Raw genomic sequence first — 22,368 nt, 5'->3', positions numbered from 1 at the left:
GGTAGGCTCGGGGAGTGGGTCACCGGGAACAGCTGCTCGCCGCCGCGCGGCGCCTGCTGGAGGAGAAGGGGTACGCGCACATCACGGCGCGCGACCTCGTCGCGGCGTCCGGCACGAACCTGCACTCCATCGGCTACCACTTCGGCTCGAAGGCGGGGTTGCTCAACGCCGCGATCGGGGAGGTTTTCGAGGAGTGGACGGACAAACTCGCGCAGATCGCGATGGCCGACCCCGCCGCCACGCCCGTCGAACGCGGGCGCCGCGCGTGGACGGCGATGCTCGACAGCCTGCCCACGACACGGGACCTGCTGCTGTCCTATGTGGAGGCGCTCGCGCAGGCGGAGCGCACGGTGTCGCTGCGGGAGCAGTTCGCCGAGCAGTACCGCCGGTGCCGGCGGAGGGTCGCGGCGCTCGTGGCGGAGTCCCTCGGCGACGGCACGGACCCGGCCGACCCCCGGTGCCAGGCCGTGGCGAGCTTCGTGATCGCCGTGTGCGACGGGCTTTCCGTGCAGTGGCTGCTGGACCCGGACGGCGCGCCCTCGCCGGCGGACCTGACCGACGGGCTCGCGGCGATGTGGACGGCGTCGTTCCCGAGTTGATCACTCGAACGGTCGGTTTGCCCGTGCCGGGCGGCTGAGCGCGCGAAGTTGATCTAGCGTTTCGAACGTGCTTCGGTTTCGGGAACGGGTGGCGGCACTGGTCGCGATGGCCGTGACGGCGAGCCTGGTGCCGGTGGCGACGGCGCAGGCGGCTCAGCAGGCCACGCTGGCGGGCTTCGACATCAGCGCCTCGCAGGGCGTGCCGGACTTCAACGCCGCCAAGGCGAACGGGGCCGCCTTCGCGTTCATCAAGGACACCGCGGGCGTCGGCTACGTCAACCCCAACTTCCTCGACCAGTTCCGCGGCCTCAAGGCGGCGGGCATCATCCGCGGCGCGTACCACTACGCCCGGCCGGACTCGACATCCGGCGCGGAGCAGGCGCGGTACCTGCACGACCACGACGGCAAGTGGTTCACCGACGGCATGACGCTGCCGCCGACGCTGGACATGGAGGACACGCAGGGGGCCGCGCACTGCTACAACCTCACGCCGCAGGCGATGGTGGCGTGGATCGCCGACTTCAGCGCGACGCTGCGGCAGCTCACCGGCCACACGCCGATCATCTACACCACGACCAGCTGGTGGAAGGCGTGCACGGGCAACAGTTCCGCGTTCGCGGCTGACCACGTGCTGTGGCTCGCGCGGTACAACACGGAGATCGGGGAGCAGCCCGCCGGCTGGACGGCGAAGTTCTGGCAGTCCGGCGTGACCGGGCCGCTGCCCGGCAACCAGGACACGTTCTTCGGCACCCTCGACCAGCTGCGCGCCCTGACCACGCGCTGAAGCCCGCGTCCCACCGTCCGGGACGTCGCGGCGAAACGCCGCTTAGGGTGGGGGTATGCAGACTTGGTCATCGGTTCCCGTTCCGCGCGTCCCGGGCACGCCGCGTCCCCTGCGGCTGTTCGACACCTCCACCGGGCAGGTACGCCCGACGGCGCCGGGACAGACGGCGCGGATGTACGTCTGCGGCATCACCCCCTACGACGCGACGCACCTCGGGCACGCGGCCACGTACCTGGCGTTCGACCTGGTCAACCGGCTGTGGCGGGACAACGGGCACGACGTGTTCTACGTGCAGAACGTCACCGACATCGACGAGCCGCTGCTGGAGCGCGCGGAACGCGACCAGGACGACTGGATCGTGCTGGGGCTGCGGGAGACCGCGTTGTTCCGCGAGGACATGGAGGCGCTGCGCGTGGTGCCGCCGCGGGAGTTCGTCGGGGCGGTGGAGGCGATCCCGGAGATCGTCGAGGTGATCGCGAAGCTGCTGGCCGACGGTGCGGCCTACCGCGCGGACGACGCCGAGTACCCGGACGTCTACTTCGACCACCAGGCGACGGGGCGGTTCGGCTACGAGTCGAACTACGACGAGCCGACGATGGCGAAGTTCTTCGCCGAGCGGGGCGGCGACCCGGACCGCCCGGGCAAGCGGCACCCGCTGGACGCGCTGCTGTGGCGCTGCGCGCGGCCCGGTGAGCCGTCGTGGGAGTCGGAGCTGGGCGCGGGACGGCCCGGCTGGCACATCGAGTGCAGCGCCATCGCGACGAACCGGCTCGGCATGGGCTTCGACGTGCAGGGCGGCGGCTCGGACCTGATCTTCCCGCACCACGAGTACAGCGCCGCGCACGCGGAGGCCGTCGCGGGCACACACCCGTTCGCGCGCCATTACGTGCACGCCGGGATGATCGGTCTCGACGGCGAGAAGATGTCGAAGTCGCGCGGCAACCTGGTGTTCGTGTCGCGCCTGCGGGCCGACGGCGTGGACCCGGCGGCGATCCGGCTGGCGCTGTTCGCCGGGCACTACCGCGAGGACCGCGCGTGGACGCCGGACCTGCTGGCCGAGGCGGAGGCCCGTCTCGCCCGCTGGCGCGAGGCGGTTTCGCTGCCCGCGGGCCCGGCGGCGTCGGACACCGTGGCCAGGCTGCGCGACCACCTCGCCGACGACCTGGACACGCCCCGGGCGCTCGCGGCGGTGGACGCGTGGGCGGACGAGGCGCTGCGCCGCGCGGGCACGGACGCCGAGGCGCCGGCCCTGGTCCGCACAGCGGTGGACGCCCTGCTCGGGGTGGTTTTGTAGGTCGTCGCGCGGCGGCGGGTTGCCGCTTGGCGGGGTTTGTGGCGGGGCCCAGAACGTGGCTGCCGCGGCCGCCCGCGCTGCACGGCGCACCGAAGGGCGGGGCGGCGACCCTGCAACGCAGCCGCCGCCCGTGTCCGTCCGCGGGTGGCTGAAGGATGCCGTCGCGCGCCGCCGCCCAACCGGCCCCGGCGCGCCGCCACAGGCCGCCCACACCCGAACCCAGCCACCGCTCCTGGCGCGCGTCCGTCCGCGGGCGCAGGGGGACGGCCGCCGCCCCCGTCAGCGGAGACCGCGACCCCGGCACACGCTGCCCGGGGCGAGCCCTCCGCGGCTGCCCCGAGGTGGCCGTCCCGCCCCGGTCGGCGAAACCGCCGCCGGTCGGCGAAACGCCGCCGGTCGGCGAAACCGCCGCCGGTCGGCGACCCCGCCACCCCGCCGCCACTACACCGCCCGCCCGTCCGCGAGTCGGAGGCACGCACCCTGCCATTCGCGCCGCAGCCAGCGGTCGTGTGAGGCCAGGACCACCGCGCCCGGCGCGGTGCCCAGCGCATCGAACAGCTCCTCGGCGAGTGTGAGCGACAGGTGGTTCGTCGGCTCGTCGAGGAGCAGGACGTCCGGCGGGCACGCGATCAGCACCGCCAGCGCCAGGCGCCGCCGCTGACCCACCGACAGCGCCCCCGCCGGACGGTCCAGATCCTTCGGCTGCAGCAGGCCCAGCTCGGACAGCGGCGGCGCCTCCGCTCCCGCCGCCTCCTCGTAGATCCGCCGCGCGGTCCGCGTGGGATCGGGGAGCCGCACGTCCTGTTCCAGCAGGCCCACCCGCGCCCCGCGCCGACGGTGCACCACGCCCTCGCTCGGCGCGAGCCTGCCCGCGAGCACCGTGAGCAGGGTGGACTTGCCCGCGCCGTTGCCCCCGAGCACCAGCAGCCGCGCGGAAGCGGTCACCTCCAGGCGTTCCAGCGTGAGGCGTCCCGGCACCCGCACGTCCCGCAGCGACAGCACGGGCTCGTCCCCGGCCGCCCGCCCGGTGAGCGTCCCCGCGAAACGCAGGGGAGCGGGTGGCTTGCGCACCTGGTCCCGCGTCAGGTCGTCGAGGCGCTGCTGCGCGTTCCGGACGCGCCGCGAGATCTGCTTCTGCACGCGGCCGCCCTTGAAGTCGTAGAGCATCTTCGCGTTGTCCCGCGGCGCCCGGTCGTGTGCCACGCTCCGCGCGGTGACGGCGACCGACTCCCGCAGGCGCCTGAGCTCCTCCTGCTCCTCGGCGTAGCGCTGCTCCCACCGCGCCCGCTCCGCACGTTTCTGCACCAGGTAGTCCGAGTACGCACCGCCGTAGCGCGCGGGCCCGCCGAGCGCCGGGTCGAGGTCGAGGATGCTCGTGCACACCGCGTCGAGGAACACGCGATCGTGTGAGGACAGCACCACGGCACCGCTCAACCCCGACAGGTGCCGCTCCAGGAACTCCATCCCCGCGTCGTCGAGGTGGTTGGTCGGCTCGTCGAGCAGGAGCGTTTCCGGCTGCCGGACCAGCAACGCCGCGAGCGCGAGCCGGGACCGCTGACCGCCGGACAGCGTGTCGAGGCGCCGCGTCCGCGCCACGCCGTCCAGGCCCAGCCCCGAGCACACCAGGTCCGCGCGCCGGTCGGCGTCCCACAGATCGTGGGCCTGCGCCCAGTCCAGCAGCTGTCCGTACTCGGCGAGCGCGGCCTCGTCCTCGGCCATCCGGCCGGCGAGGACGTCGAGCCGCGCGGCGGCGGCCCGGATCTCCGCGAGCGCGTCGTCCAGCACGTCGGCCACGGTCGCGCTGCCGGGAAAAGGCAGCTCCTGCACCAGGAAACCCACGTCGGGCCCGCGCTCGACGTGTCCCGCCAACGGCTCTTCGAGCCCGGCGAGCAGGCGCAGGAGGGTGGACTTGCCCGCGCCGTTCTCGCCGACGACCCCGAGCCGCTGCCCGGGGGAGACGGTGAGCGCAAGCCCGTCGAAGACGACGCGGTCGCGGTAGGAGAAGACGAGATCGACTGCACGCATGAAGACATCACCGGCCCGGAAAGCAGGAGCGGACCCCGCCGGGCGAAGCCTCGGACGCGGGGAGGGCGGCAGGTCAGTTCTTCATGACGTGTCCACGGTACGACCCCGCGCAACCGCTTTTCCGCCCGCTTGACGGCGGAAACTCTGAAGGGATACTTTCGAAAGAGTTCTTTCAGGATGGGGAAGTCGATGACCGAACTGCCGCCGCGGAGGCGCATCCGGGACGCCGAGCTGATGCGCGCGCTCGCGCACCCGTTGCGCTCGGCGCTGCTGAACTACCTGCTCTCGGTCGGCCCTCGCACGGCGACCGAATGCGCGGCGGCGGTGGACTCGACGGCCTCGAACTGCAGCTGGCACCTGCGTCAGCTCGCGCAGTGGGGGCTGGTGGAGCGGGTCGAGGCCACCGACGGCAGGGAACGGCCGTGGCGCGCCATCCCCGTCGGGCTGGACGTCCGGGAAGCGCCCACCCCGGAGCGCAAGGCGGTCGAGGCCACGTGGCTGCGGCAGGACGACGAGCTGACCCAGCGCTTCATGGACACGATGGACGACCTCGACCCGGAGTGGCAGCAGGCGGCCGCCCTGAACAGCTACGCGTTGCGGCTCACCGCCGAGGAACTGGACGCCCTGAACACGAAGATCGACGCGCTGGTCCGGCCTTACGTGGCGCCGATCCGCACGGAAGCGCCCGAGGACGCGAAGGTCGTGCACGCGAGCTGGCGGGCCTTCTTGCGCATCGAGGCGGACGGGAGACCGAGCGCATGAGCGGGCCGCTCAGGAACCCCGCGTTCGCACGGCTGTGGGTGGCCGGGTTGTTCGCCGAGACGGCGGAGTGGATGCTGCAGGTCGCGCTGCCCGTGTTCGTCTACCAGGCGACCGGGTCCGCGGCCTCGACGGCGCTGACGATGGTCGCCGGGGTGGTGCCGATGGTGCTGCTCAGCCCGCTGTCCGGGTTCGCCGCCGACCGCTTCGACCGGCGGGTCCTGCTGGTCGCGGTGTGCTTCGCGCAGGCAGTGGTGTCGCTGCCGCTGTTGTCCGGCGACGGTGCGCTGGTCTACGTCGTGATGGCCGCGCAGTCCGCGCTCGCTTCGCTGTTCGAGCCGACCCGCAACGCGCTCGTGCCCGCGCTCGTCGGCCCGGAGCACGTGACCGCTGCGAACGGGCTGATGGGCATGAACAGCAGCGTCGCCCGGCTCGGTGGCAGTGCGGCGGGCGGGGCGGTGCTCGGCTTCGCTGGGCTGGGCTGGGTCGTCGCCGGGTACCTGGTCCTGCTGCTGCTCGCGGGAGTCCTGCTGCTGCCGCGGTTCGCGGTCCTGGCCCGGCCCGCCGTCGAGGCCCGTCCCGCCCGCTTCGCGGCGCTGCGCAGCCCAGCGCTGCGCGTGACCGCGGTGACCACACTGCTGATGTCCGTGGCGCAGGGCATGTTCCTCGTGTTGTTCGTCGTCTTCGTGACCGGCCCGCTCGGCGGCGGTGAGGCCGAAGTGGGGCTGCTGCGCGGGGTGCAGGCGGTCGGCGGTTTCGCGGCGGGCGTCGCGATCGCGACCGTCGCGCGCCGGACCGGGCCCGGCCACCTGCTCGGCTGGGGCTGCGTGGTGCTGGGCGTGATCTCGCTGGCGATCTGGAACGGGCCCGCGGTGACCACCGTGCTGGCCGTCTACGCCGGGTTGTTCGCCGTCGTGGGCGCGCCCGGGGTGGCCATCGGTTCGGGGCAGATGTCGGTGCTGCAACGGGAAGTGGGCGCGGACCGGCTCGGCCGCGTGTCGAGCACCTTCTTCGCGTTGATGGCCGCGTGCCAGGTGCTGGGCATCCTCGTCGCCGGGGCGCTCGCGGACCACGTCGGGCTGACGCACCTGCTCGACGCCCAGGCGGCCCTGTACGTGGCCGCCGGGATCATCGCGTTGCTCGGGCTGCGGCGACGGGTGGCTACGGTTGAGGAGTGCCGAGCCTCTACGCCACCAGCGACCTCCACGTGACCCACCGCGGCAACGAGCCGATCCTCGACCGGGTCCGCGGCGAATCCCCCGACGACTGGCTGCTCGTGGCGGGCGACGTCGCCGAGAAGACCGGCGCGATCGTGGACACGCTCGCCACGCTGCGGGAACGGTTCGCGAAGGTCGTGTGGGCGCCCGGCAACCACGACCTGTGGACCACGCCCCAGGACGAGGTGCAGCTGCGGGGCGAGGCGCGCTACCACTACCTCGTCGACCGCTGCCGCGAACTCGGCGTGCTGACCCCCGAGGACGAGTACCCGGTGTGGGAGCACGGGCCGCGGCCGCTGACGGTCGTGCCGCTGTTCCTGCTCTACGACTACAGCTGGCGCACCCCGCAGGCCGAGGACGTCTCGCTCGCCGAGGCGCTCGACCAGGCCCGTGAGGCCGGCGTCGTGTGCACCGACGAGTACTTCCTGCACCCCGACCCGTACCCGAGCAGGCAGGAGTGGTGCGAGCGGCGCGTCAAGCAGACCGAGGAGCGGCTCGCCGCGATCCCCGAGGACCACGGCACGGTGCTGGTGTCGCACTGGCCGTTGCACCGGCACCCGACGGCCCCGCTGTACTGGCCCGAGTTCGCCCTGTGGTGCGGCACGACCCGTACCGAGGACTGGCACGTGCGCTACCGCGCGGAGGTCGCGGTGTTCGGGCACTTGCACATCCCGCGCACGACGTCCGCGGACGGCATCCGCTTCGAGGAGGTCTCCCTCGGCTACCCGCGCGAGTGGCGCAAGCGGGCCCGCGGCCCCGTGCCGCTGCGGAAGATCCTGTGAGCCAGCAGGGGAGCGGTGGCCGCCAGTAACACGCCGGGCAGCAGGAACCCCCAGACCGCGCTGTGCCGGTAGAGGTCGGTGAACGCCGCCGGGGAAGCCGACATCCCGAGGAACCGCAGGGCGGTGACCACCGAGATCGCCCCGCCGCGGCCGTTCGCCTCGCCGCCGAGCACGAGCGCGTTCACGCCTACCAGCACCAGCTGCCCGCACAACCCACCGACGGCCCACGCGAGCACCACCAACGGCAACGCGGCCACGAGCCCGATCGAGGCCACGGCCACGGCGCCGAGCAGCAGCCCGGCGCACACCGCCAGGCGCGGCCCGAACCGATCCGCCACCGACCCGACCAGGCGTGCGGTGACGATCCCGGCGAGCCCGAACGCGGTGAGCACCAGCCCGCGTGCCCCGGGCCCGAGCGCGAACGCGTCGTCCACCCGGAACGCGACGAGGAACGGCAGCCCCGCCAGGCACGCCCACGCCAAGAAGATCACCACGCCCGACCAGACCACCACCGGGCGCCACGCGTCACGCAGCCGCGGCGCCTGCTCGGCGGCCCGCTCGTCGGGCGGGAGCGGGCTCGCCGTCAGGACGGCGGCCACGGTCGCGATCCCGACGAACGCCCAGCGCCACGAGCTTTCCGCGGCCAGCCCGCCGATCAGCGGCGCCGACGTCTGCCCGATCGACTGCACCGCGCCGTAGAGGCCGAGCGTCCGGCCGAGGCGCTCCTTCGGCGTGACCGACGCGAGCTTGGTGAGCAGCAGCGGGGTGGTGAACGCGTTCGCCACCCCCTGCAGCCCCCGCGAGACCTGGAACAGCCAGAACCACGGCGCGAGCGCGGCCAGCAGGGCGACGACGACGTACCCCGCGTACGCGACGCGGATCGTGCGCATCGGCCCCCAGCGCTCGCCGAGCGTGCCGGACACCAGCATCACCAGGGCGAACGGCAGCAGGTACGCGGTCAGCGACGTCGCGGCGCTGCTCTGGGACACGCCGAACGTCCGGGCGAGTTCGGGCAGCATCGACGACACGACCCCGGCCCCGAAGGGACCGAGCAGCCCGCCGACGTAGAGGGCGGCCCGCCTCACCGGTTGCTGGCGGTGCCCGGGCCCTCCTGGCCGGGGCGGCGCCGCCGCAGGTAGCGCTCGAACTCCGCCGCGATCTTCTCGCCGCTGGACTCGTCGAGCGACAGCTCCACCTCGGCGTCGCCGCGTTCCTCCAGCGTGCGGACGTACTCGGAGATCTCCTCGTCCTCCTCGGCCATCTCCGACACCGTGCGCTCCCACTCCTCGGCCTGCTCGGGCAGCGCGCCGAGGGGGACCTCCACGTCCAGCACGTCCTCCAGCTTGTGCAGCAGGGCGAGGCTGGCCTTCGGTGACGGCGGGTGCGACACGTAGTGCGGGACCGCGGCCCAGATCGAGATCGCCGGGATGCCGGCCTGGACGCAGAAGTCCTGCAGGATGCCGGTGATCCCGGTCGGGCCCTGGTAACGGCTGCGCTCCAGGCCGAAGCGCTCGGCGGCCTCCGCGTCGTAGGCGGTGCCGCTGACCGGGACCGGGCGCGTGTGCGCGGTGTCGGCGAGCAGGGCGCCGAGCGTCACCACGGTGGCGACGTCGAGCTGCATGATGTGCTCCAGCAGCTCCTCGCAGAACTTGCGCCAGCGCATGTTCGGCTCCGGCCCCTGCACGAGGATGACGTCGCGGTCGTAGCCGGGCGGGCGGCAGACGGACAGCCGGGTGGTGGGCCATTCGACGCGGCGGGTCACCCCGTCCACCATGCGGACGGTCGGGCGGCTCACCTGGAAGTCGTAGTAGTCGTCGGGGTTCACCTCGGCGAGCGGCTTGGCGTCCCAGCTCAGCTGCAGGTGCTCGATCGCCGTGCTAGCTGCGTCTCCAGCATCATTCCAGCCTTCAAAGGCCAAGATCATGACAGGTCGCGTAGCTTCGGCGGGGTCGCCGGGCGGCGGACCGGGCTGCGGGAAGGCGTCGGCTGGGTCACTCACTCGACCAGCCTACGACCCACGCGCGGACCCGGAGACCGTAGCCTGGACGACATGCCGGACCGACTGTCGTCGCCACTGCTCGATGCCCTGTCCGCCCGTGTCGTCGTGGCCGACGGCGCGATGGGTACCGCTCTGCAGGCCCATGACCTCTCCCTCGACGATTTCGCGGGTCTGGAGGGGTGCAACGAGATCCTGAACGTGACCCGGCCGGACGTGGTGCGGGGCATCCACCGGGGGTACCTGGAGGCCGGTGCCGAAGCGGTCGAAACGAACACTTTCGGGGCGAACTGGGCGAACCTGGCGGAGTACGGGATCGCCGACCGGATTTTCGAGCTGGCCGAGGCGGGTGCCCGGCTGGCGCGGGAGACGGCGGACGAGTTCGGGCAGCGGTTCGTGCTGGGCTCCGTCGGTCCGGGCACGAAGCTGCCGACGCTGGGGCACGCGCCGTACGCGCAGTTGCGGGACGCCTATCTCGAGGAGGTCCGCGGCCTGCTCGAGGGTGGCGTCGACGCGGTGATCATCGAGACCACGCAGGACATCCTGCAGACGAAGGCGTCGATCGTGGCCGCCCGGCGGGCGATGGAGGCGGTCGGCAGGCGGGTGCCGGTGATCGCGTCGATCACGGTGGAGACCACCGGCACGATGCTGCTGGGCACCGAGGTGGGGGCGGCGCTGGCGGCGCTGGAGCCGCTCGGTGTGGACGTGATCGGGCTGAACTGCGCGACGGGTCCGGCGGAGATGAGCGAGCACCTGCGGACGTTGTCGAAGTCGGCGCGGGTGCCGTTGTCGGTGATGCCGAACGCGGGTTTGCCGGAGCTGGGCCCGAACGGCGCGGTGTACCCGCTGTCGCCGGAAGGGCTGGCGGAGGCGTTGTCGGGGTTCGTGACCGAGTTCGGGGTGGGCCTGGTCGGCGGCTGTTGCGGCACGACCGGGGAGCACATCCGGCAGCTGGCCGAGGCGGTGGCCGAGCTGGAGCGGGCGCGGCGCCGTCCGCGGCCGGAGCCCGGCGTGTCGTCGCTGTACCAGGCGGTGCCGTTCGCGCAGGACGCATCGGTGCTGGTGATCGGGGAGCGGACGAACGCCAACGGGTCGAAGAAGTTCCGCGAGGCCATGCTCGAAGGCCGCTACGAGGACTGCGTGGAGATCGCCCGCGAGCAGACCCGCGACGGCGCCCACATGCTCGACCTGTGTGTGGACTACGTGGGCCGCGACGGCGCGGTGGACATGGCGGAGCTGGCGGGCCGCTTGGCGACCGCGTCCACGCTGCCGATCATGCTGGACTCCACCGAACCCGCCGTCATCCAGGCCGGGCTGGAGCGCCTGGGTGGCCGGTGTGCGATCAACTCGGTGAACTACGAGGACGGCGCGGGGCCGGGTTCGCGGTTCGAGCGCATGATGCGGCTGGTGGTCGAGCACGGCGCCGCGGTGGTGGCGTTGTGCATCGACGAGGAGGGCCAGGCCCGCACCGCCGAGCGGAAGGTCGCGGTCGCGAGCCGTCTGATCGAGGACCTGACCGGGAACTGGGGGATGCGGCGTGAGGACATCATCGTCGACTGCCTGACCTTCCCCATCTCGACCGGGCAGGAGGAGGTGCGGCGGGACGCGCTGGAGACGATCGAGGCGATCCGGGAGTTGAAGCGGCGTTATCCGGAGGTGCAGACGACGCTGGGGGTGTCGAATGTGTCGTTCGGGCTCAACGCCGCCGCCCGCCAGGTGCTGAACTCGGTGTTTTTGCATGAGTGTGTGCAGGCGGGGTTGACGACGGCGATCGTGCACGCGTCGAAGATTCTGCCGATGGCGCGGATCCCCGTGGAGCAGCGGGAGGTGGCGCTGGATTTGGTGTATGACCGGCGCCGCGAGGGCTATGACCCGCTGCAGCGGTTGATGGAGTTGTTCGAGGGGGTGTCGGCGGCTTCGTCGCGGGAGTCGCGGGCGCAGGAGCTGGCCGCGCTGCCGCTGTTCGAACGGCTGGAGCGGCGGATCGTGGACGGCGAACGCACCGGCCTGGAACAGGACCTCGATGAGGCGATGGGCAGCAAGCCGCCGTTGGAGATCATCAACGACGTGTTGTTGTCGGGGATGAAGACGGTGGGGGAGTTGTTCGGGTCGGGGCAGATGCAGCTGCCGTTCGTGTTGCAGTCGGCCGAGGTGATGAAGGCCGCGGTGGCGTATCTGGAGCCGCATATGGAGAAGGACGACTCCGGGGGCAAGGGGCGGATCGTGCTGGCTACCGTCAAGGGGGATGTGCACGATATCGGGAAGAACCTGGTGGACATCATCCTGTCCAACAACGGCTACGACGTGGTCAACCTCGGCATCAAGCAGCCCATCACCACCATCCTCGACGCCGCCGAGGAGCAACGCGCCGACGCGATCGGCATGTCCGGGCTGCTGGTGAAGTCCACGGTGATCATGAAGGAGAACCTCGAGGAGATGAACTCCCGCGGGGTCGCCGACAAATGGCCCGTCCTGCTCGGCGGTGCCGCCCTGACCCGCACCTACGTGGAGAACGACCTCACCGAGCTCTACCACGGCCAGGTCCACTACGCCCGGGACGCCTTCGAAGGGCTGCGGCTGATGGACCGCATCATGGCCGTGCGCCGCGGCGAGGCCCCCGCCGTGGACCCCGAAGCCGAAGCCAAGCGCGCCGAGCGCAAAGCCCGCCGGGAACGATCGCTGCGGATCGCCGAGGCCCGCAAAGCCGCCGCCGAACCCGTGGAGGTGCCTTCGCGGTCGGACGTGGCCACCGATGTGCCGCTGCCCACCCCGCCGTTCTGGGACACCCGCGTCGTGAAGGGCATCCCGGTCGCGGACTACACCGGCTACCTGGACGAACGCGCCACGTTCCTCGGGCAGTGGGGGCTGCGCGGCGCCAAGGGCGGCCAGGGCCCCACCTACGAGGAGCTCGTCGAGACCGAGGGGCGGCCGCGGTTGCGGTACTGGCTGGAGCGGCTGGCCACCGACGGGATCCTCGCCCACGCCGCCGTCGTCTACGGCTACTTCCCCGCCGTCGCCGACGGCAACGACCTCGTGGTGCTCACCGAGCCCCGCCCGGACGCCCCGGAGCGGTGCCGGTTCACCTTCCCCCGCCAGCAACGAGACCGCTTCCTCTGCCTGGCCGACTTCTACCGGCCCCGCGAGCAGGCGCTGGCCGCCGGGGAAGTGGACGTGCTGCCGCTGTCGCTGGTCACCATGGGCCAGCCGATCGCCGACTACGCCAACGAGCTGTTCACCGCCAACGCCTACCGCGACTACCTCGAGGTCCACGGCCTGTCCGTCCAGCTCACCGAAGCGCTCGCCGAGTACTGGCACCGCCGCATCCGCCAGGAGCTCCACTTCGCCTCCGGCACCACCGTCGCCGACGAGGACCCCACCGCGATCGAGGAATACTTCAAACTCGGCTACCGCGGCGCCCGCTTCTCCCTCGGCTACGGCGCCTGCCCCGACCTCGAAGACCGCACCAAGATCATCGACCTGCTCGAACCCGAGCGCATCGGCGTCAAGCTGTCCGAGGAGTTCCAGCTCCACCCCGAACAATCCACCGACGCCATCGTCTGCCACCACCCCGAGGCCAAGTACTTCAACACCTAAGGAGACACATGTCTGAACCGTCCGGTGTGGACGGTCTGGCCGGCGTCCTGTGGGACATGGACGGCACGCTGGTCGACTCGGAGAAGCTCTGGGACGTCGCGCTGTACGAGGCGGCGGAATGGCTCGGCGGCACGCTCAGCGAGGAGCAGCGCCTCACCCTCGTCGGCTCCAACATGGACGCCACGTCCGCCTACCTGCTCCAGGTCACCGGGCACGAGCCCACCCCGGAGCGGATCGCCGAGGCCGGCGTCTGGATCCGCGACCGCACCGCCCGGCTGTTCGACGACCAGCTGCCGTGGCGCCCCGGCGCGCGGGAAGCGCTTACCGCCGTCCGCGCCGAGGGCCTGCCGTCGGCGCTGGTGACCTCCACCGAGCGCTCACTGACCGAGCTGGCGCTCAACACGATCGGCCGCGAGTTCTTCGACGTCACGGTCTGCGGCGACGAGGTGGGCGGGCTCAACAAGCCCCACCCCGAGCCGTACCTGCGTGCCGCACGGCTGCTCGGTGTCGACCCGGCGCGGTGCGTCGCGGTGGAGGACTCGCCGCCCGGGGCCGAGTCGGCGTCCGCGGCGGGCTGCGTCGTGCTCGTGGTGCCCCACGACGTGCGGGTCGAGCCCGGCGAGCGCCGCGTGTTCCGCGATTCGCTCGTCGGCCTCGACGCCGCGGGGCTGCGCGCGATTCACCGTGCGGTGTGATCCCTGTCCGGAGGGAGCGGGGCGGCTCGGCCGGGCCGGGGTCCGGATGGAAGGATCTACAGACCGTGAAGACCTTCGATGAGCTGTTCGCGGAGCTGACCGAGCGGGCGCGGACCCGGCCCGAGGACTCGGGCACCGTCGCCGCGCTGGACGCGGGAGTGCACGCGCAGGGCAAGAAGGTGCTCGAAGAGGCCGGTGAGGTCTGGATCGCGGCGGAGCACGAATCGGACGAGCGCCTGGCGGAGGAGATCTCCCAGCTGCTGTACCGGGTGCAGGTGCTGATGCTCGGCCGCGGGCTGAGCACCGAGGACGTCTACCGCTACTTGTGAGGAAGGGGCAGGGCATGCTGCGGGTTGCGGTGCCGAACAAGGGCGCGCTGGCGGAGCCGGCGTCGGAGATGCTCGGCGAGGCGGGCTACCGCCGCCGACATGACCGCGACCTGACCGTGCTCGACTCCGCCAATGAGGTCGAGTTCTTCTTCCTGCGCCCCAAGGACATCCCGATCTACGTGGGCAGCGGGGAGCTCGACCTCGGCATCACCGGGCGCGACCTGGCGATCGACTCCGGGGCGCAGGTCGAGGAGATCCTGGCACTGGGCTTCGGCGCCTCGACGTTCCGCTACGCCGCCCCCGCCGGGCAGGACTGGAAGCCCGCGGACCTGGCGGGCAAGCGCGTCGCCACGTCGTTCCCCAACCTGGTGCGCGGCGACCTGGCCGGGCACGGGGTCGAGGCGGAGGTCATCCGGCTCGACGGGGCCGTGGAGATCTCCGTGCAGCTCGGGGTCGCGGACGCGATCGCCGACGTCGTGGAGACCGGCCGCTCGCTGCGGCAGCACAACCTGGTGGCCTTCGGCGACCCGATCTGCGTCTCCGAGGCGGTGCTCGTGCAGCGTGGCGGTGCCGAGAAGACCAAGCCGAAGGCCCAGCTCGCGGCGCGGCTGCAGGGTGTCGTCTTCGCGCAGCAGTACATGATGCTCGACTACGACTGCCCCCGCACGCTGCTGGAGCGCGCGGTCGCGATCACGCCGGGGCTGGAGTCGCCGACCGTGGCGCCGCTGGCCGACGAGGACTGGGTGGCCGTGCGCGCGATGGTGCCGCGCAAGGAGGTCAACCAGATCATGGACGAGCTGGCGGAGATCGGCGCGAAGGCCGTGCTCGCCTCGGACATCCGCTCCTGCCGCCTCTGATCTGGTGAAACACACGAGAAGGCTGCCGCCCGGCTCCGGGCGGCAGCCTTCTGCGTCCGGACCTCAGCCGTGCGCCTCGATCGACAGCTTCTCCCACTCCCGCCACTCGGCGAGGCGAGACTCGTAGTCGGCGGTGGCGATGGCCAGCGGACCGTCGCCGAAGAACACGCGCAGCGGCGGGTTCTCCGCGTCCACCAGCGCCAGCACGGCCTTGCCCGTCGCCTTCGGGTCGCCGGGGTTCCAGACGCGGCTGCGGCGCTGCTCGGCGGCACGCTCACGCACCGGTTCGTAGTCCGGCAGCGGCGTGGCCCTCTTCGCGGACGGGCCGCCCCAGTCGGTGGAGAAGCCACCCGGCTCGATGAGCGTCACCTTGATGCCGAAGTGGTCCACCTCGCGGGCGAGCGCCTGGCTGAACCCCTCCAGCGCCCACTTCGAGGCGTTGTAGATGCCGATGTTGGCGAACGCCGAGATCCCGCCGATCGACGAGACCTGCAGGAGGTGCCCGGAACCCTGCGCCCGCAGGATCGGCAGCGCCGCCTGCGTGACCCACAGCGCGCCGAACACGTTGGTCTCGAACTGCGCGCGGGCCTCCTCCTCGGACAGCTCCTCGATCATGCCGAACTGGCCGTAGCCCGCGTTGTTGACCACGACGTCCAGCCGTCCGAAGTGGTCGGCCGCCTGCCGCACCGCGGCGAAGTCCGCTTCGCGGTCGTTCACGTCCAGCTGCAGCGGCAGCAGCGCGCCGCCGAACCGCTCACGCAGGTCGTCGAGCGCCGAGACGGTGCGTGCCGTCGCCGCGACCCGGTCGCCGCGCTCCAGCGCCGCGATCGTCCACTCGCGACCGAAGCCCTTCGAGGCCCCGGTGATGAACCACGTCTTCATGAATTTCCTTTGACAGTAGGGATTTCGTTGTGTCTGGACTCTCCGGCGAGCCGGCCGAGCAAGGTGAGCCCGTCCGCGCTCGGGCTGCCCGGTTCGGCGCTGTAGACGAACAGCTGCTGCCCGGGCGCGCCGGTCACCGCCAGCGCCTGGGACCGCAGCACCAGCTCGCCGACGCGGGGGTGCCGGAACCGCTTGTGCTCGGCCTTGCGCGGCCGCACTTCGTGCCGTGCCCACAGGTCCGCGAAGGCCGGGCTGCGGACGGTCAGCTCACCCACCACTTCGGGCACCCGCGGGTCGTCCGGGAACGCCCCGGAGCCGGCTCGCAGGCTCGCGACCGTGGCCCGCGCCGTCGTTTCCCAGTCCACGTAGAACTCCACGGCCACGGGGTCGAGGAACACCATGCGGGCCAGGTTGTCGTGCCGCGAGAAACCGGAGTAGAGGGCGGTGGACAGCGAGTTGGCGGCCAGGACGTCCAGCGCGGGCCCGAGCACGGTCGCGGGTGCATGGATGAAGTGCTCCATCAGCGAACGCAGCTCCGGGTCCACTGTGGCCGAAGCCGCCCTCGCCACCGTGTGCGGCGCGGGCATCGCGAGCCGGAACAGGTGCGCCGCGGCGTCCTCGTCGAGCCGCAGCGCGCGGGCCACGGCGTCGAGCACCTGGTCGGACGGGTGCCGTTCCCGGCCCTGTTCGAGCCGGATGTAGTAGTCGGTGCTCACTCCCGCGAGGAGCGCGACCTCCTCGCGGCGCAGCCCCGGCACCCGGCGCTCGCCGTCCTCGGGCAGCCCCGCCTGTGCCGGGGTGACCAGGTCGCGGCGGGCGCGGAGGAACTCACCGAGCTCGTTGTCCATGCCTTCGAACGTAACCGCCGGACCGGCGCCCCGCCTGGGTGCGGCTCACCCACCCGGCGAGCGGCTCAGCCGCGGGGTTTCTTCGGCAGCAGGTCGTAGAGCTTCTTGCGGGCGCCGTTGTCGTTCTCGTTGCGGGTCTGCGCGACCGACGTGATGAAGTCCTCGAAGACGAACTCGTCCGCGATCGGCACCGGCGCCGGCGCGGGCTGCCGCGCCAGGTGCTGGTCGAGCACCTCGGCGATCTGCCGGAACGCGACCGCCTGCGTGGTCTCCGGCGCGAACGTGGTGACCGGCACGCCGTGCGCGGCGGCCTCGTTCATCACCACGCCCAGCGGCACGTGCGCCAGCAGCGGGTAGCCGAAGTTCTCCAGCTCGGCCAGCGCCGCCGCCGCGTACGTCGACATCGGGCGCCGGTACAGGCCCGGCACCACCCCGAAGTACGGGATCGGGTCACGCTGGACCGACTGCTGCACGTAGTGGAGCTGGTCGTTGAGCAGCCGCAGCGCGCGGATGCTCGTGCGGTCGGGCTGGACGGGCACCAGGATGCCGTGGGTGGCGGCCAGCGCGTTGTTGGTGAGCACGTCGAGCGCCGGCGGGCAGTCGATGAGCACGTGGTCGTAGTTGGCGAACTGGATGACCCGCGCCAGCTGCCACCCCGGCACCCGGAAGTTGTCGAGCCTGCGGATCAGGTCGAACATGCCCGGCGACGTCGGGATGACGTCGAAGGCGCCACCCGGCCCGAGGTTGCTGCGCGGGTGGGGCACGATCAGCTCCTCGACCGGGCCCTTCCACACCTTCGTCAGCGCCTTGGCCAGGCTCGGCGCCTCGGGCGGGGCTTCGGGCAGCCCCAGCATCTCCGTCGTGGCGTGACCCTGCGGGTCGAGGTCGATGAGCAGCACCCGGCGCCCGCGTTCGGCGAGCGCCGCCGCGGCACCCACGCTCAGCGCGGTCTTGCCGACGCCGCCCTTCTGGTTGACCACCGAGGTGATCTGCACTCGCGCGCTCCTAGGAGGATCGTCCCTGCCGGGTCAGGTTAGTGGATCTCCGGCCGCCGTCGGGGGAGGTGCGGACCTTCCCCGTGTCGTTCAGCGCGGCCGCACCAGCAGCGCCTGCGCTCCGGTGGCCACCGGGCCCTCGGAATCGCGCAGCGTACTCGTCGCCGTGCCGATCCCGTCCGGGCCCACCGACGTGGCCGCGTCCAGGCCGATCCACTCGCCCCGCGGCAGCCGGTGCAGGTGGACCGTCAGCTCGCTGTTGATGAACCACCACGTGCGGGCGTCGAGGAAGTTCGACGCGCCGTTGCCGCAGTCGGCGACCGCGAACAGCCGCTGCAGCGGTGTCGGCTCCTCGCCGTCGACCAGGGCGACCCGCTGCCGCCCCCACACCGAGGCCGGACCCGGCTGCGCGAGGCCGCCCGACACCGACCGCCACTCCACCGCCTCCAGGAAGCCGGGCAGCCAGCCCTCCGGCCAGCGCGCCTCCGGGCAGTCCTCCGGCTTGGGCCAGTCGCCCGACGGCAGGTTCGCGATCTCCGCGGTGTCCGAGGTGGCGACGCGCCACGCCGAGGCCCGCGCCACCGTGCGGGTGCCCGAGGCCAGCTCCGCGACCAGCAGCTCGACCGACCGCCCCGGCCGCTCGACGCGGGCGCGCACCGTCAGCTCCGTCAGCGGCGCCGGGCCCAGGATCTCCACGGTGACCCGCGCCAGCCTGCTCGCGCGCTCGAGCGGGACCGCCTCCAGCGCCCGCACCAGCAACGCCGAGGGCGGCCCGAAGTGCTGCGCGCCCTCCGTCCAAGGCCCGGCCGTGTGCCGGGTCGGCTGGTAGCGGCCTTCGCCGCGCGGCAGGTAGAAAGCGTTCTCTCCGGTCATCCTCAGTCCGCCCGGTCCAGCAGTGTTTCGACACCCGGGTCCGGCTCCGGCCAGCCCGGGTACTCCGGCGGGGTGCCGCCGAAGGAGGGGCACAGCGACTGGTGCGCGCACCAGTCGCACAGCCTGCCCGGGTTCGGCCGGAAGTCACCCGTCTTGCCCGCGCGCAGGATCGCCTGCCAGATGGCCTCCAGCGTGCGCTCGAAACGCCGCAGCTCCGCCTCGTCCGGCGTGTACGCCAGCGACTGCCCGTCCGTGAGGTACATGAGCTTGAGCTGCCGCGGCACGACGCCCCGCAGCCGCCACAGCACCACCGCGTAGAACTTCATCTGGAACATGGCCTTCGCCTCGCCGATCTCGCGCGGCGCGGCGCCGGTCTTGTAGTCCACCACCCGGATCTCCCCGGTGGGCGCCACGTCCAGCCGGTCGACGTAGCCCCGCAGGCGCACCCCGGAGTCCAGCTCGATCTCCACGTGCAGCTCGCACGCCTCGGGCTGCAGCCGCCGCGGGTCCTCCAGCGCGAAGTAGCTGTCCAGCAGCTTCTCCGCCCCGCCGAGCCAGTCGGCGACCTGGCCGGGCTCCTGTCCGGCGAACAGCTCCGCCCACTCCGGCCGCTCGCCCGACAGCTCCTCCCACGCAGGGGCCAGCAGCTCCTTCGCGCGCTCCGGCAGCCGGTCGGGCTGCGGCAGCGCGAACAGCCGCTCCAGCACCGAGTGCACCAGCGTGCCGCGCAGCTGCGCCTTCGTCGGCAGCTCCGGCAGCCGGTCGACGGCGCGGAACCGGTACAGCAGCGGGCACTGCTTGAAGTCACTGGCGCGCGAGGGCGACAGCGCGGGCCGGCGCACGGCGGTCGCCGTCGCCGCCTCGGGCCCGGACGGCTCGGTCGCGATCTCTGCCATGCCCTGCACCCTAAGGCAGACCACCGACAGTTCCTGGCGGGCCACGCTGGGCGCGCGCCGCGCGGGCGCCGTCACGGAACTCCCACACCAGTGGCCTTAGGCTGGGGCCATGTCCCTGACCAGCGAGCACCCGCGGAGCCGGGCGCGCCGGTTCCTCACCGTCGCCGACGGCGGGCTGCTGCTGTTCCGCGTCCAGGACGTGCCGGTGCTGCTCGCGCCGTCCTGGTGGATCGGCTCGCTCGTCGTCGTGGTCCTCTACGCCCCGATGGTCGGGCGCCTGCTGCCGGCCGCGAGCACCACGACGTCGTGGGTGCTCGCCGCGGCGTTCGCGCTGCTGCTCGGGCTCTCGGTGCTGGCGCACGAGCTGGGGCACTGCGTCGTCGCGCTGCGGATGGGCATCCCGGTGCGGCGGCTGCGGCTGTTCCTCCTCGGTGGACTGTCCGAAGTGGCCCGCACCCCGCGTAGACCGGGCCAGGAGGGCCTGGTCGCGGCGGCGGGGCCGGTCGTGTCGGTGCTGCTGGCCGTGGTGTGCGGGCTGCTGCTGCTCGCCGTGCCCCCGGACACCCCCGCGTGGCTGCTCGTCGCTGAGTGCGCCGTCGCCAACCTCGCCGTCGGCGTGTTCAACCTGCTGCCCGGCCTGCCGCTGGACGGCGGCCGGATGCTGCGCGCGGGCGTGTGGGCGCTGACCGGCACGCGGGCCCGCGGCACGAAGGCGGCCGTCGTGGGCGGCGGCCTCGTCGCGGCCGCGCTGCTGCTGTGGGCGGTGTTCGGCATGGCGGCGGGCAGCGACGACCGCTGGCTGCGGCTCGGCGTCTGCGTGGTCACCGCGTGGTTCGTCGCGATGGGTGCCGGGAGCGAGCTGGCGGCCGAGCAGAACCGCAGCTGGCCAGAGGGGCTCGCGATCGCCGACCTCGTGCGCCCGGTGCTGCAGCTGCCCGCGGAGAGCCCGGTGTCCGACGCGCTCGCCGCCTCCGCCGGCCGCGGGGTGGTCCTGGTGCGGGCCGACGGGGTCGCGGCGGGGCTGCTCGACGAGAACGACGCGCAGCGCCTGGCCGAGACGTCGCCGCAGGCGCCAGCCGAGCTGGCGGCCGAGCCGATCCGCGCCGAGACGGTGCTGCTGTCCTCCGAGCCGGGGGAGGAGATCGCCGAGCGCGTCCGCGAGACCGCGGCGTGGCAGTTCCTCGTCGTCGACGAGGAGGGCAGGCCCGCCGGGGTGCTGCGCAGGGAGGACCTGCGGGCCGCGCTCGCGCGCCGTCCCCGCTGAACCGCCGCCCGCGTGATCTGCGAAGATCGGTCGCTGCGTTGGCGACGATCGTGGAGGTTCAGTGTCGGTGAGCGGGCCGTTCCGTCCTGGTGACCGCGTGCGGTTGACCGATCCCAAGGGACGGCACTACACGCTGGTGCTCGCGGAGGGGGAGGAGTACCACACCCACCGCGGCGCGCTGCGGCACGACGACCTCATCGGCAAGCCCGAGGGCTCGGTGATCGCCTCCGCCGGCGGCACCTCGTACCTGGCGCTGCGCCCGCTGCTGGCGGACTACGTGCTGTCGATGCCGCGCGGCGCGCAGGTGATCTACCCGAAGGACGCCGCGCAGATCGTCATGTGGGGCGACATCTTCCCCGGCGCCAGGGTGCTGGAGGCCGGTGCCGGGTCGGGCGCGCTGACGTGCTCGCTGCTGCGGGCCGTCGGCCCGCAGGGCAGCGTGACCTCCTACGAGGTGCGTGAGGACCACGCCGAGCACGCGGTGCGCAACGTCGAGCGCTTCTTCGGCGGCCGTCCGGACAACTGGGACCTGCGCGTGGCGGACCTGGCCACGCACACCGGCGAGGTGGACCGCGTCGTGCTCGACATGCTGGCGCCGTGGGAGGTGCTGCCGACGGTGCACGCGAACCTCGTGCCCGGCGGCGTGCTCGTGGTCTACGTGGCGACGGTGACGCAGCTGTCGACCGTCACCGAGGCGCTGCGCGAGCAGCAGGGCTGGACCGAGCCGGAGTCGTGGGAGACGCTGGTGCGCCCTTGGCACGTGGTGGGCCTGGCCGTGCGGCCGGAGCACCGGATGGTCGCCCACACCGCGTTCCTGCTCACCACGCGCCGCCTCGCCGACGGCGTGACCCCGCCCCGGCCGCAACGGCGGCCGAGCCGGGGCTGAGCGTCAGTTGTCGTTCTCCCCGGCGTAGCACCACACGCCGCCTTCGCGCTGGAGGATCAGCTCGAAGTCGTTGGTACCGCCGGGGCCCTGCGCGGTGACGGGCACGAGCGCGCGGTTGCCGCTCTTCTCGACGGTCCCGCGGACGGTGACCGTGATGTTCTGGGGGAGCGTCTGGGGTGCCTGCTGACCCGTGCTGAGGCACACCGTGTCCTGCAGCGCCTGCCGGTCGGCGTGGTCGTAGGCCTGGGTGATCGCCTCGGCCGTCTCCTCGGGGGTGGCCTTGCCGCCCGCGGCGGGGGTGCCGCCGCCCGCCGACGAGCTGGGTGCCTTGGTGCTGCTCGGCGCCTTCGACTTCGACGGCGGCGCGGCGGACGAGCTGGGCGCGGGCGCGGCCGTCCCGCCCTTGTCGTCGTTGCCGGTGAGCAGGAACAACGCGGCCGCGCCACCGCCGACCACCACGACGACGGCCGCGATGATGCCGACGATCAGGCCGGTCTTCTTCTTCGGCGGCTCGTCGCCGCCGTCGGGGAACTGGCTGTAGCCCGGGTACTGCGAGTACTGCGGCGTGGGGAACGCCTGCTGCGGGTAGCTCCCGTAGCCCGGCTGGTCGCCGTAGCCGGGCTGGCCGTACCCCTGCTGCCCGTAGCCGGGCTGCTGCTGCGGACCGCTCTGCGGGTACGCCCCGCCGGGCTGGCCCTGCTGACCCCACTGGCCCTGCTGGCCGTACGGGTCCTGCTGGCCCCACTGGCCGGGCTGCTGCGGCGGATAGGTCATCGGGTTCCCCCTCGGGTCG

General features: G+C 72.7%; 21 protein-coding genes. 12 read left to right on the top strand and 9 right to left on the bottom strand.

Going from position 1 to position 22,368, the window contains the following annotated elements; all coding sequences use genetic code 11:
• Positions 1-14 precede the first annotated feature (14 nt).
• The 3 genes from ABFX51_RS05225 (at position 15) to mshC (ending at position 2,677) form a co-directional block, all read left to right on the top strand.
• On the top strand, positions 15-599 hold the full coding sequence (locus tag ABFX51_RS05225; protein ID WP_091503458.1) for a TetR/AcrR family transcriptional regulator: 585 nt from the start codon (positions 15-17) through the stop codon (positions 597-599).
• Between the two features lie 67 nt (positions 600-666).
• Positions 667-1,383, top strand: coding sequence for a GH25 family lysozyme (locus ABFX51_RS05220; protein ID WP_245782808.1), 717 nt, complete (start codon positions 667-669; stop codon positions 1,381-1,383).
• Between the two features lie 55 nt (positions 1,384-1,438).
• Positions 1,439-2,677 (top strand): cysteine--1-D-myo-inosityl 2-amino-2-deoxy-alpha-D-glucopyranoside ligase, encoded by a 1,239-nt coding sequence (gene mshC / locus ABFX51_RS05215; protein WP_091503460.1) that lies wholly within the window; start codon positions 1,439-1,441, stop codon positions 2,675-2,677.
• 441 nt (positions 2,678-3,118) lie between these two features.
• Here the strand turns inward: mshC and ABFX51_RS05210 are convergent, their stop codons facing one another.
• Positions 3,119-4,702 carry an ABC-F family ATP-binding cassette domain-containing protein gene (locus ABFX51_RS05210; protein ID WP_091503461.1) on the bottom strand — a complete coding sequence of 528 codons (1,584 nt, stop codon included), beginning with the start codon at positions 4,700-4,702 and terminating at the stop codon, positions 3,119-3,121.
• A 189-nt stretch (positions 4,703-4,891) separates the two neighbouring features.
• Here ABFX51_RS05210 and ABFX51_RS05205 point away from each other — a divergent pair, with 189 nt between their 5' ends.
• The 3 genes from ABFX51_RS05205 to ABFX51_RS05195 are packed head-to-tail and all read left to right on the top strand — an operon-like array spanning position 4,892 to position 7,460.
• Positions 4,892-5,464, top strand: coding sequence for an ArsR/SmtB family transcription factor (locus tag ABFX51_RS05205; RefSeq protein ID WP_091504266.1), 573 nt, complete (start codon positions 4,892-4,894; stop codon positions 5,462-5,464).
• Positions 5,461-6,672 (top strand): MFS transporter, encoded by a 1,212-nt coding sequence (locus ABFX51_RS05200; protein ID WP_091503463.1) that lies wholly within the window; start codon positions 5,461-5,463, stop codon positions 6,670-6,672. Before ABFX51_RS05205 ends, ABFX51_RS05200 begins: the two co-directional genes overlap by 4 nt.
• Positions 6,636-7,460 (top strand): metallophosphoesterase family protein, encoded by an 825-nt coding sequence (locus ABFX51_RS05195; RefSeq protein ID WP_091503465.1) that lies wholly within the window; start codon positions 6,636-6,638, stop codon positions 7,458-7,460. The genes ABFX51_RS05200 and ABFX51_RS05195 overlap by 37 nt, the downstream gene beginning before the upstream one ends.
• On the opposite strand, the gene ABFX51_RS05190 is transcribed toward ABFX51_RS05195, so the two are convergent.
• Both ABFX51_RS05190 and ABFX51_RS05185 read right to left on the bottom strand, forming a co-directional pair.
• The gene (locus ABFX51_RS05190; RefSeq protein ID WP_346052503.1) at positions 7,400-8,545 is read right to left on the bottom strand and encodes an MFS transporter; all 1,146 of its coding nucleotides are present in this window, start codon (positions 8,543-8,545) and stop codon (positions 7,400-7,402) included. The genes ABFX51_RS05195 and ABFX51_RS05190 overlap by 61 nt on opposite strands.
• On the bottom strand, positions 8,542-9,459 hold the full coding sequence (locus ABFX51_RS05185; RefSeq protein ID WP_346052501.1) for a PAC2 family protein: 918 nt from the start codon (positions 9,457-9,459) through the stop codon (positions 8,542-8,544). Before ABFX51_RS05185 ends, ABFX51_RS05190 begins: the two co-directional genes overlap by 4 nt.
• Positions 9,460-9,510: 51 nt before the next feature.
• On the opposite strand from ABFX51_RS05185, the gene metH reads away from it, so the two are divergent.
• The 4 genes from metH to hisG all read left to right on the top strand — a co-directional run bounded on the left by metH (position 9,511) and on the right by hisG (position 14,931).
• Entirely contained in the window at positions 9,511-13,050 is a 3,540-nt protein-coding gene (metH, locus tag ABFX51_RS05180) for a methionine synthase (RefSeq protein ID WP_346052499.1), read from the top strand.
• Between the two features lie 8 nt (positions 13,051-13,058).
• Positions 13,059-13,745, top strand: coding sequence for an HAD family hydrolase (locus tag ABFX51_RS05175; protein ID WP_091503469.1), 687 nt, complete (start codon positions 13,059-13,061; stop codon positions 13,743-13,745).
• A gap of 65 nt (positions 13,746-13,810) precedes the next feature.
• Positions 13,811-14,074, top strand: coding sequence for a phosphoribosyl-ATP diphosphatase (locus ABFX51_RS05170; RefSeq protein ID WP_091503471.1), 264 nt, complete (start codon positions 13,811-13,813; stop codon positions 14,072-14,074).
• A gap of 14 nt (positions 14,075-14,088) precedes the next feature.
• Complete coding sequence (gene hisG, locus ABFX51_RS05165; RefSeq protein WP_091503472.1) at positions 14,089-14,931, top strand: ATP phosphoribosyltransferase; 843 nt, start codon at positions 14,089-14,091, stop codon at positions 14,929-14,931.
• A 63-nt stretch (positions 14,932-14,994) separates the two neighbouring features.
• On the opposite strand, the gene ABFX51_RS05160 is transcribed toward hisG, so the two are convergent.
• From ABFX51_RS05160 to ABFX51_RS05140, 5 genes are all read right to left on the bottom strand, one after another.
• On the bottom strand, positions 14,995-15,813 hold the full coding sequence (locus tag ABFX51_RS05160) for an SDR family oxidoreductase (RefSeq protein ID WP_091503474.1): 819 nt from the start codon (positions 15,811-15,813) through the stop codon (positions 14,995-14,997).
• A complete protein-coding gene (locus ABFX51_RS05155; RefSeq protein WP_091503475.1) occupies positions 15,810-16,661 on the bottom strand; it encodes a helix-turn-helix transcriptional regulator in 852 nt (283 codons plus the stop codon). Before ABFX51_RS05155 ends, ABFX51_RS05160 begins: the two co-directional genes overlap by 4 nt.
• A 65-nt stretch (positions 16,662-16,726) precedes the next feature.
• Positions 16,727-17,656: a ParA family protein gene (locus tag ABFX51_RS05150; protein ID WP_091503477.1), complete on the bottom strand. Its 930-nt coding sequence runs from the start codon at positions 17,654-17,656 to the stop codon at positions 16,727-16,729.
• A gap of 90 nt (positions 17,657-17,746) precedes the next feature.
• The gene (locus ABFX51_RS05145) at positions 17,747-18,529 is read right to left on the bottom strand and encodes a thioesterase family protein (RefSeq protein WP_346052495.1); all 783 of its coding nucleotides are present in this window, start codon (positions 18,527-18,529) and stop codon (positions 17,747-17,749) included.
• A gap of 2 nt (positions 18,530-18,531) precedes the next feature.
• The gene (locus ABFX51_RS05140) at positions 18,532-19,425 is read right to left on the bottom strand and encodes a RecB family exonuclease (protein WP_091503480.1); all 894 of its coding nucleotides are present in this window, start codon (positions 19,423-19,425) and stop codon (positions 18,532-18,534) included.
• A 109-nt stretch (positions 19,426-19,534) separates the two neighbouring features.
• On the opposite strand from ABFX51_RS05140, the gene ABFX51_RS05135 reads away from it, so the two are divergent.
• Together ABFX51_RS05135 and ABFX51_RS05130 are read left to right on the top strand one after the other, a co-directional pair.
• Entirely contained in the window at positions 19,535-20,689 is a 1,155-nt protein-coding gene (locus ABFX51_RS05135; RefSeq protein ID WP_091503481.1) for a site-2 protease family protein, read from the top strand.
• A gap of 61 nt (positions 20,690-20,750) precedes the next feature.
• Positions 20,751-21,575 (top strand): tRNA (adenine-N1)-methyltransferase, encoded by an 825-nt coding sequence (locus tag ABFX51_RS05130; RefSeq protein ID WP_091503484.1) that lies wholly within the window; start codon positions 20,751-20,753, stop codon positions 21,573-21,575.
• Positions 21,576-21,578: 3 nt separating this feature from the next.
• Here the strand turns inward: ABFX51_RS05130 and ABFX51_RS05125 are convergent, their stop codons facing one another.
• The gene (locus ABFX51_RS05125) at positions 21,579-22,349 is read right to left on the bottom strand and encodes a hypothetical protein (protein ID WP_346052492.1); all 771 of its coding nucleotides are present in this window, start codon (positions 22,347-22,349) and stop codon (positions 21,579-21,581) included.
• Between the last annotated feature and the right edge of the window lie 19 nt (positions 22,350-22,368).

The organism is Amycolatopsis dongchuanensis (genome assembly GCF_039542405.1).
In the GTDB taxonomy this organism is placed as follows: Bacteria; Actinomycetota; Actinomycetes; order Mycobacteriales; family Pseudonocardiaceae; genus Amycolatopsis_E; species Amycolatopsis_E sacchari.
Note: the sequence above shows the minus strand (reverse complement) of the source record. Positions and strands in the feature narration are given on the sequence as shown.

Bases quoted from the DNA above. Each gene is read 5' to 3' on its own strand.
- ABFX51_RS05125 (WP_346052492.1), bottom strand. From the start codon at position 22,349: ATGACCTATCCGCCGCAGCAGCCCGGCCAGTGGGGCCAGCAGGACCCG.
- ABFX51_RS05135 (WP_091503481.1), top strand. From the start codon at position 19,535: ATGTCCCTGACCAGCGAGCACCCGCGGAGCCGGGCGCGCCGGTTCCTC.
- ABFX51_RS05175 (WP_091503469.1), top strand. From the start codon at position 13,059: ATGTCTGAACCGTCCGGTGTGGACGGTCTGGCCGGCGTCCTGTGGGAC.
- ABFX51_RS05140 (WP_091503480.1), bottom strand. From the start codon at position 19,425: ATGGCAGAGATCGCGACCGAGCCGTCCGGGCCCGAGGCGGCGACGGCG.
- ABFX51_RS05200 (WP_091503463.1), top strand. From the start codon at position 5,461: ATGAGCGGGCCGCTCAGGAACCCCGCGTTCGCACGGCTGTGGGTGGCC.
- ABFX51_RS05160 (WP_091503474.1), bottom strand. From the start codon at position 15,813: ATGAAGACGTGGTTCATCACCGGGGCCTCGAAGGGCTTCGGTCGCGAG.
- ABFX51_RS05210 (WP_091503461.1), bottom strand. From the start codon at position 4,702: ATGCGTGCAGTCGATCTCGTCTTCTCCTACCGCGACCGCGTCGTCTTC.
- ABFX51_RS05155 (WP_091503475.1), bottom strand. From the start codon at position 16,661: ATGGACAACGAGCTCGGTGAGTTCCTCCGCGCCCGCCGCGACCTGGTC.
- ABFX51_RS05145 (WP_346052495.1), bottom strand. From the start codon at position 18,529: ATGACCGGAGAGAACGCTTTCTACCTGCCGCGCGGCGAAGGCCGCTAC.
- mshC (WP_091503460.1), top strand. From the start codon at position 1,439: ATGCAGACTTGGTCATCGGTTCCCGTTCCGCGCGTCCCGGGCACGCCG.
- ABFX51_RS05205 (WP_091504266.1), top strand. From the start codon at position 4,892: ATGACCGAACTGCCGCCGCGGAGGCGCATCCGGGACGCCGAGCTGATG.
- metH (WP_346052499.1), top strand. From the start codon at position 9,511: ATGCCGGACCGACTGTCGTCGCCACTGCTCGATGCCCTGTCCGCCCGT.
- hisG (WP_091503472.1), top strand. From the start codon at position 14,089: ATGCTGCGGGTTGCGGTGCCGAACAAGGGCGCGCTGGCGGAGCCGGCG.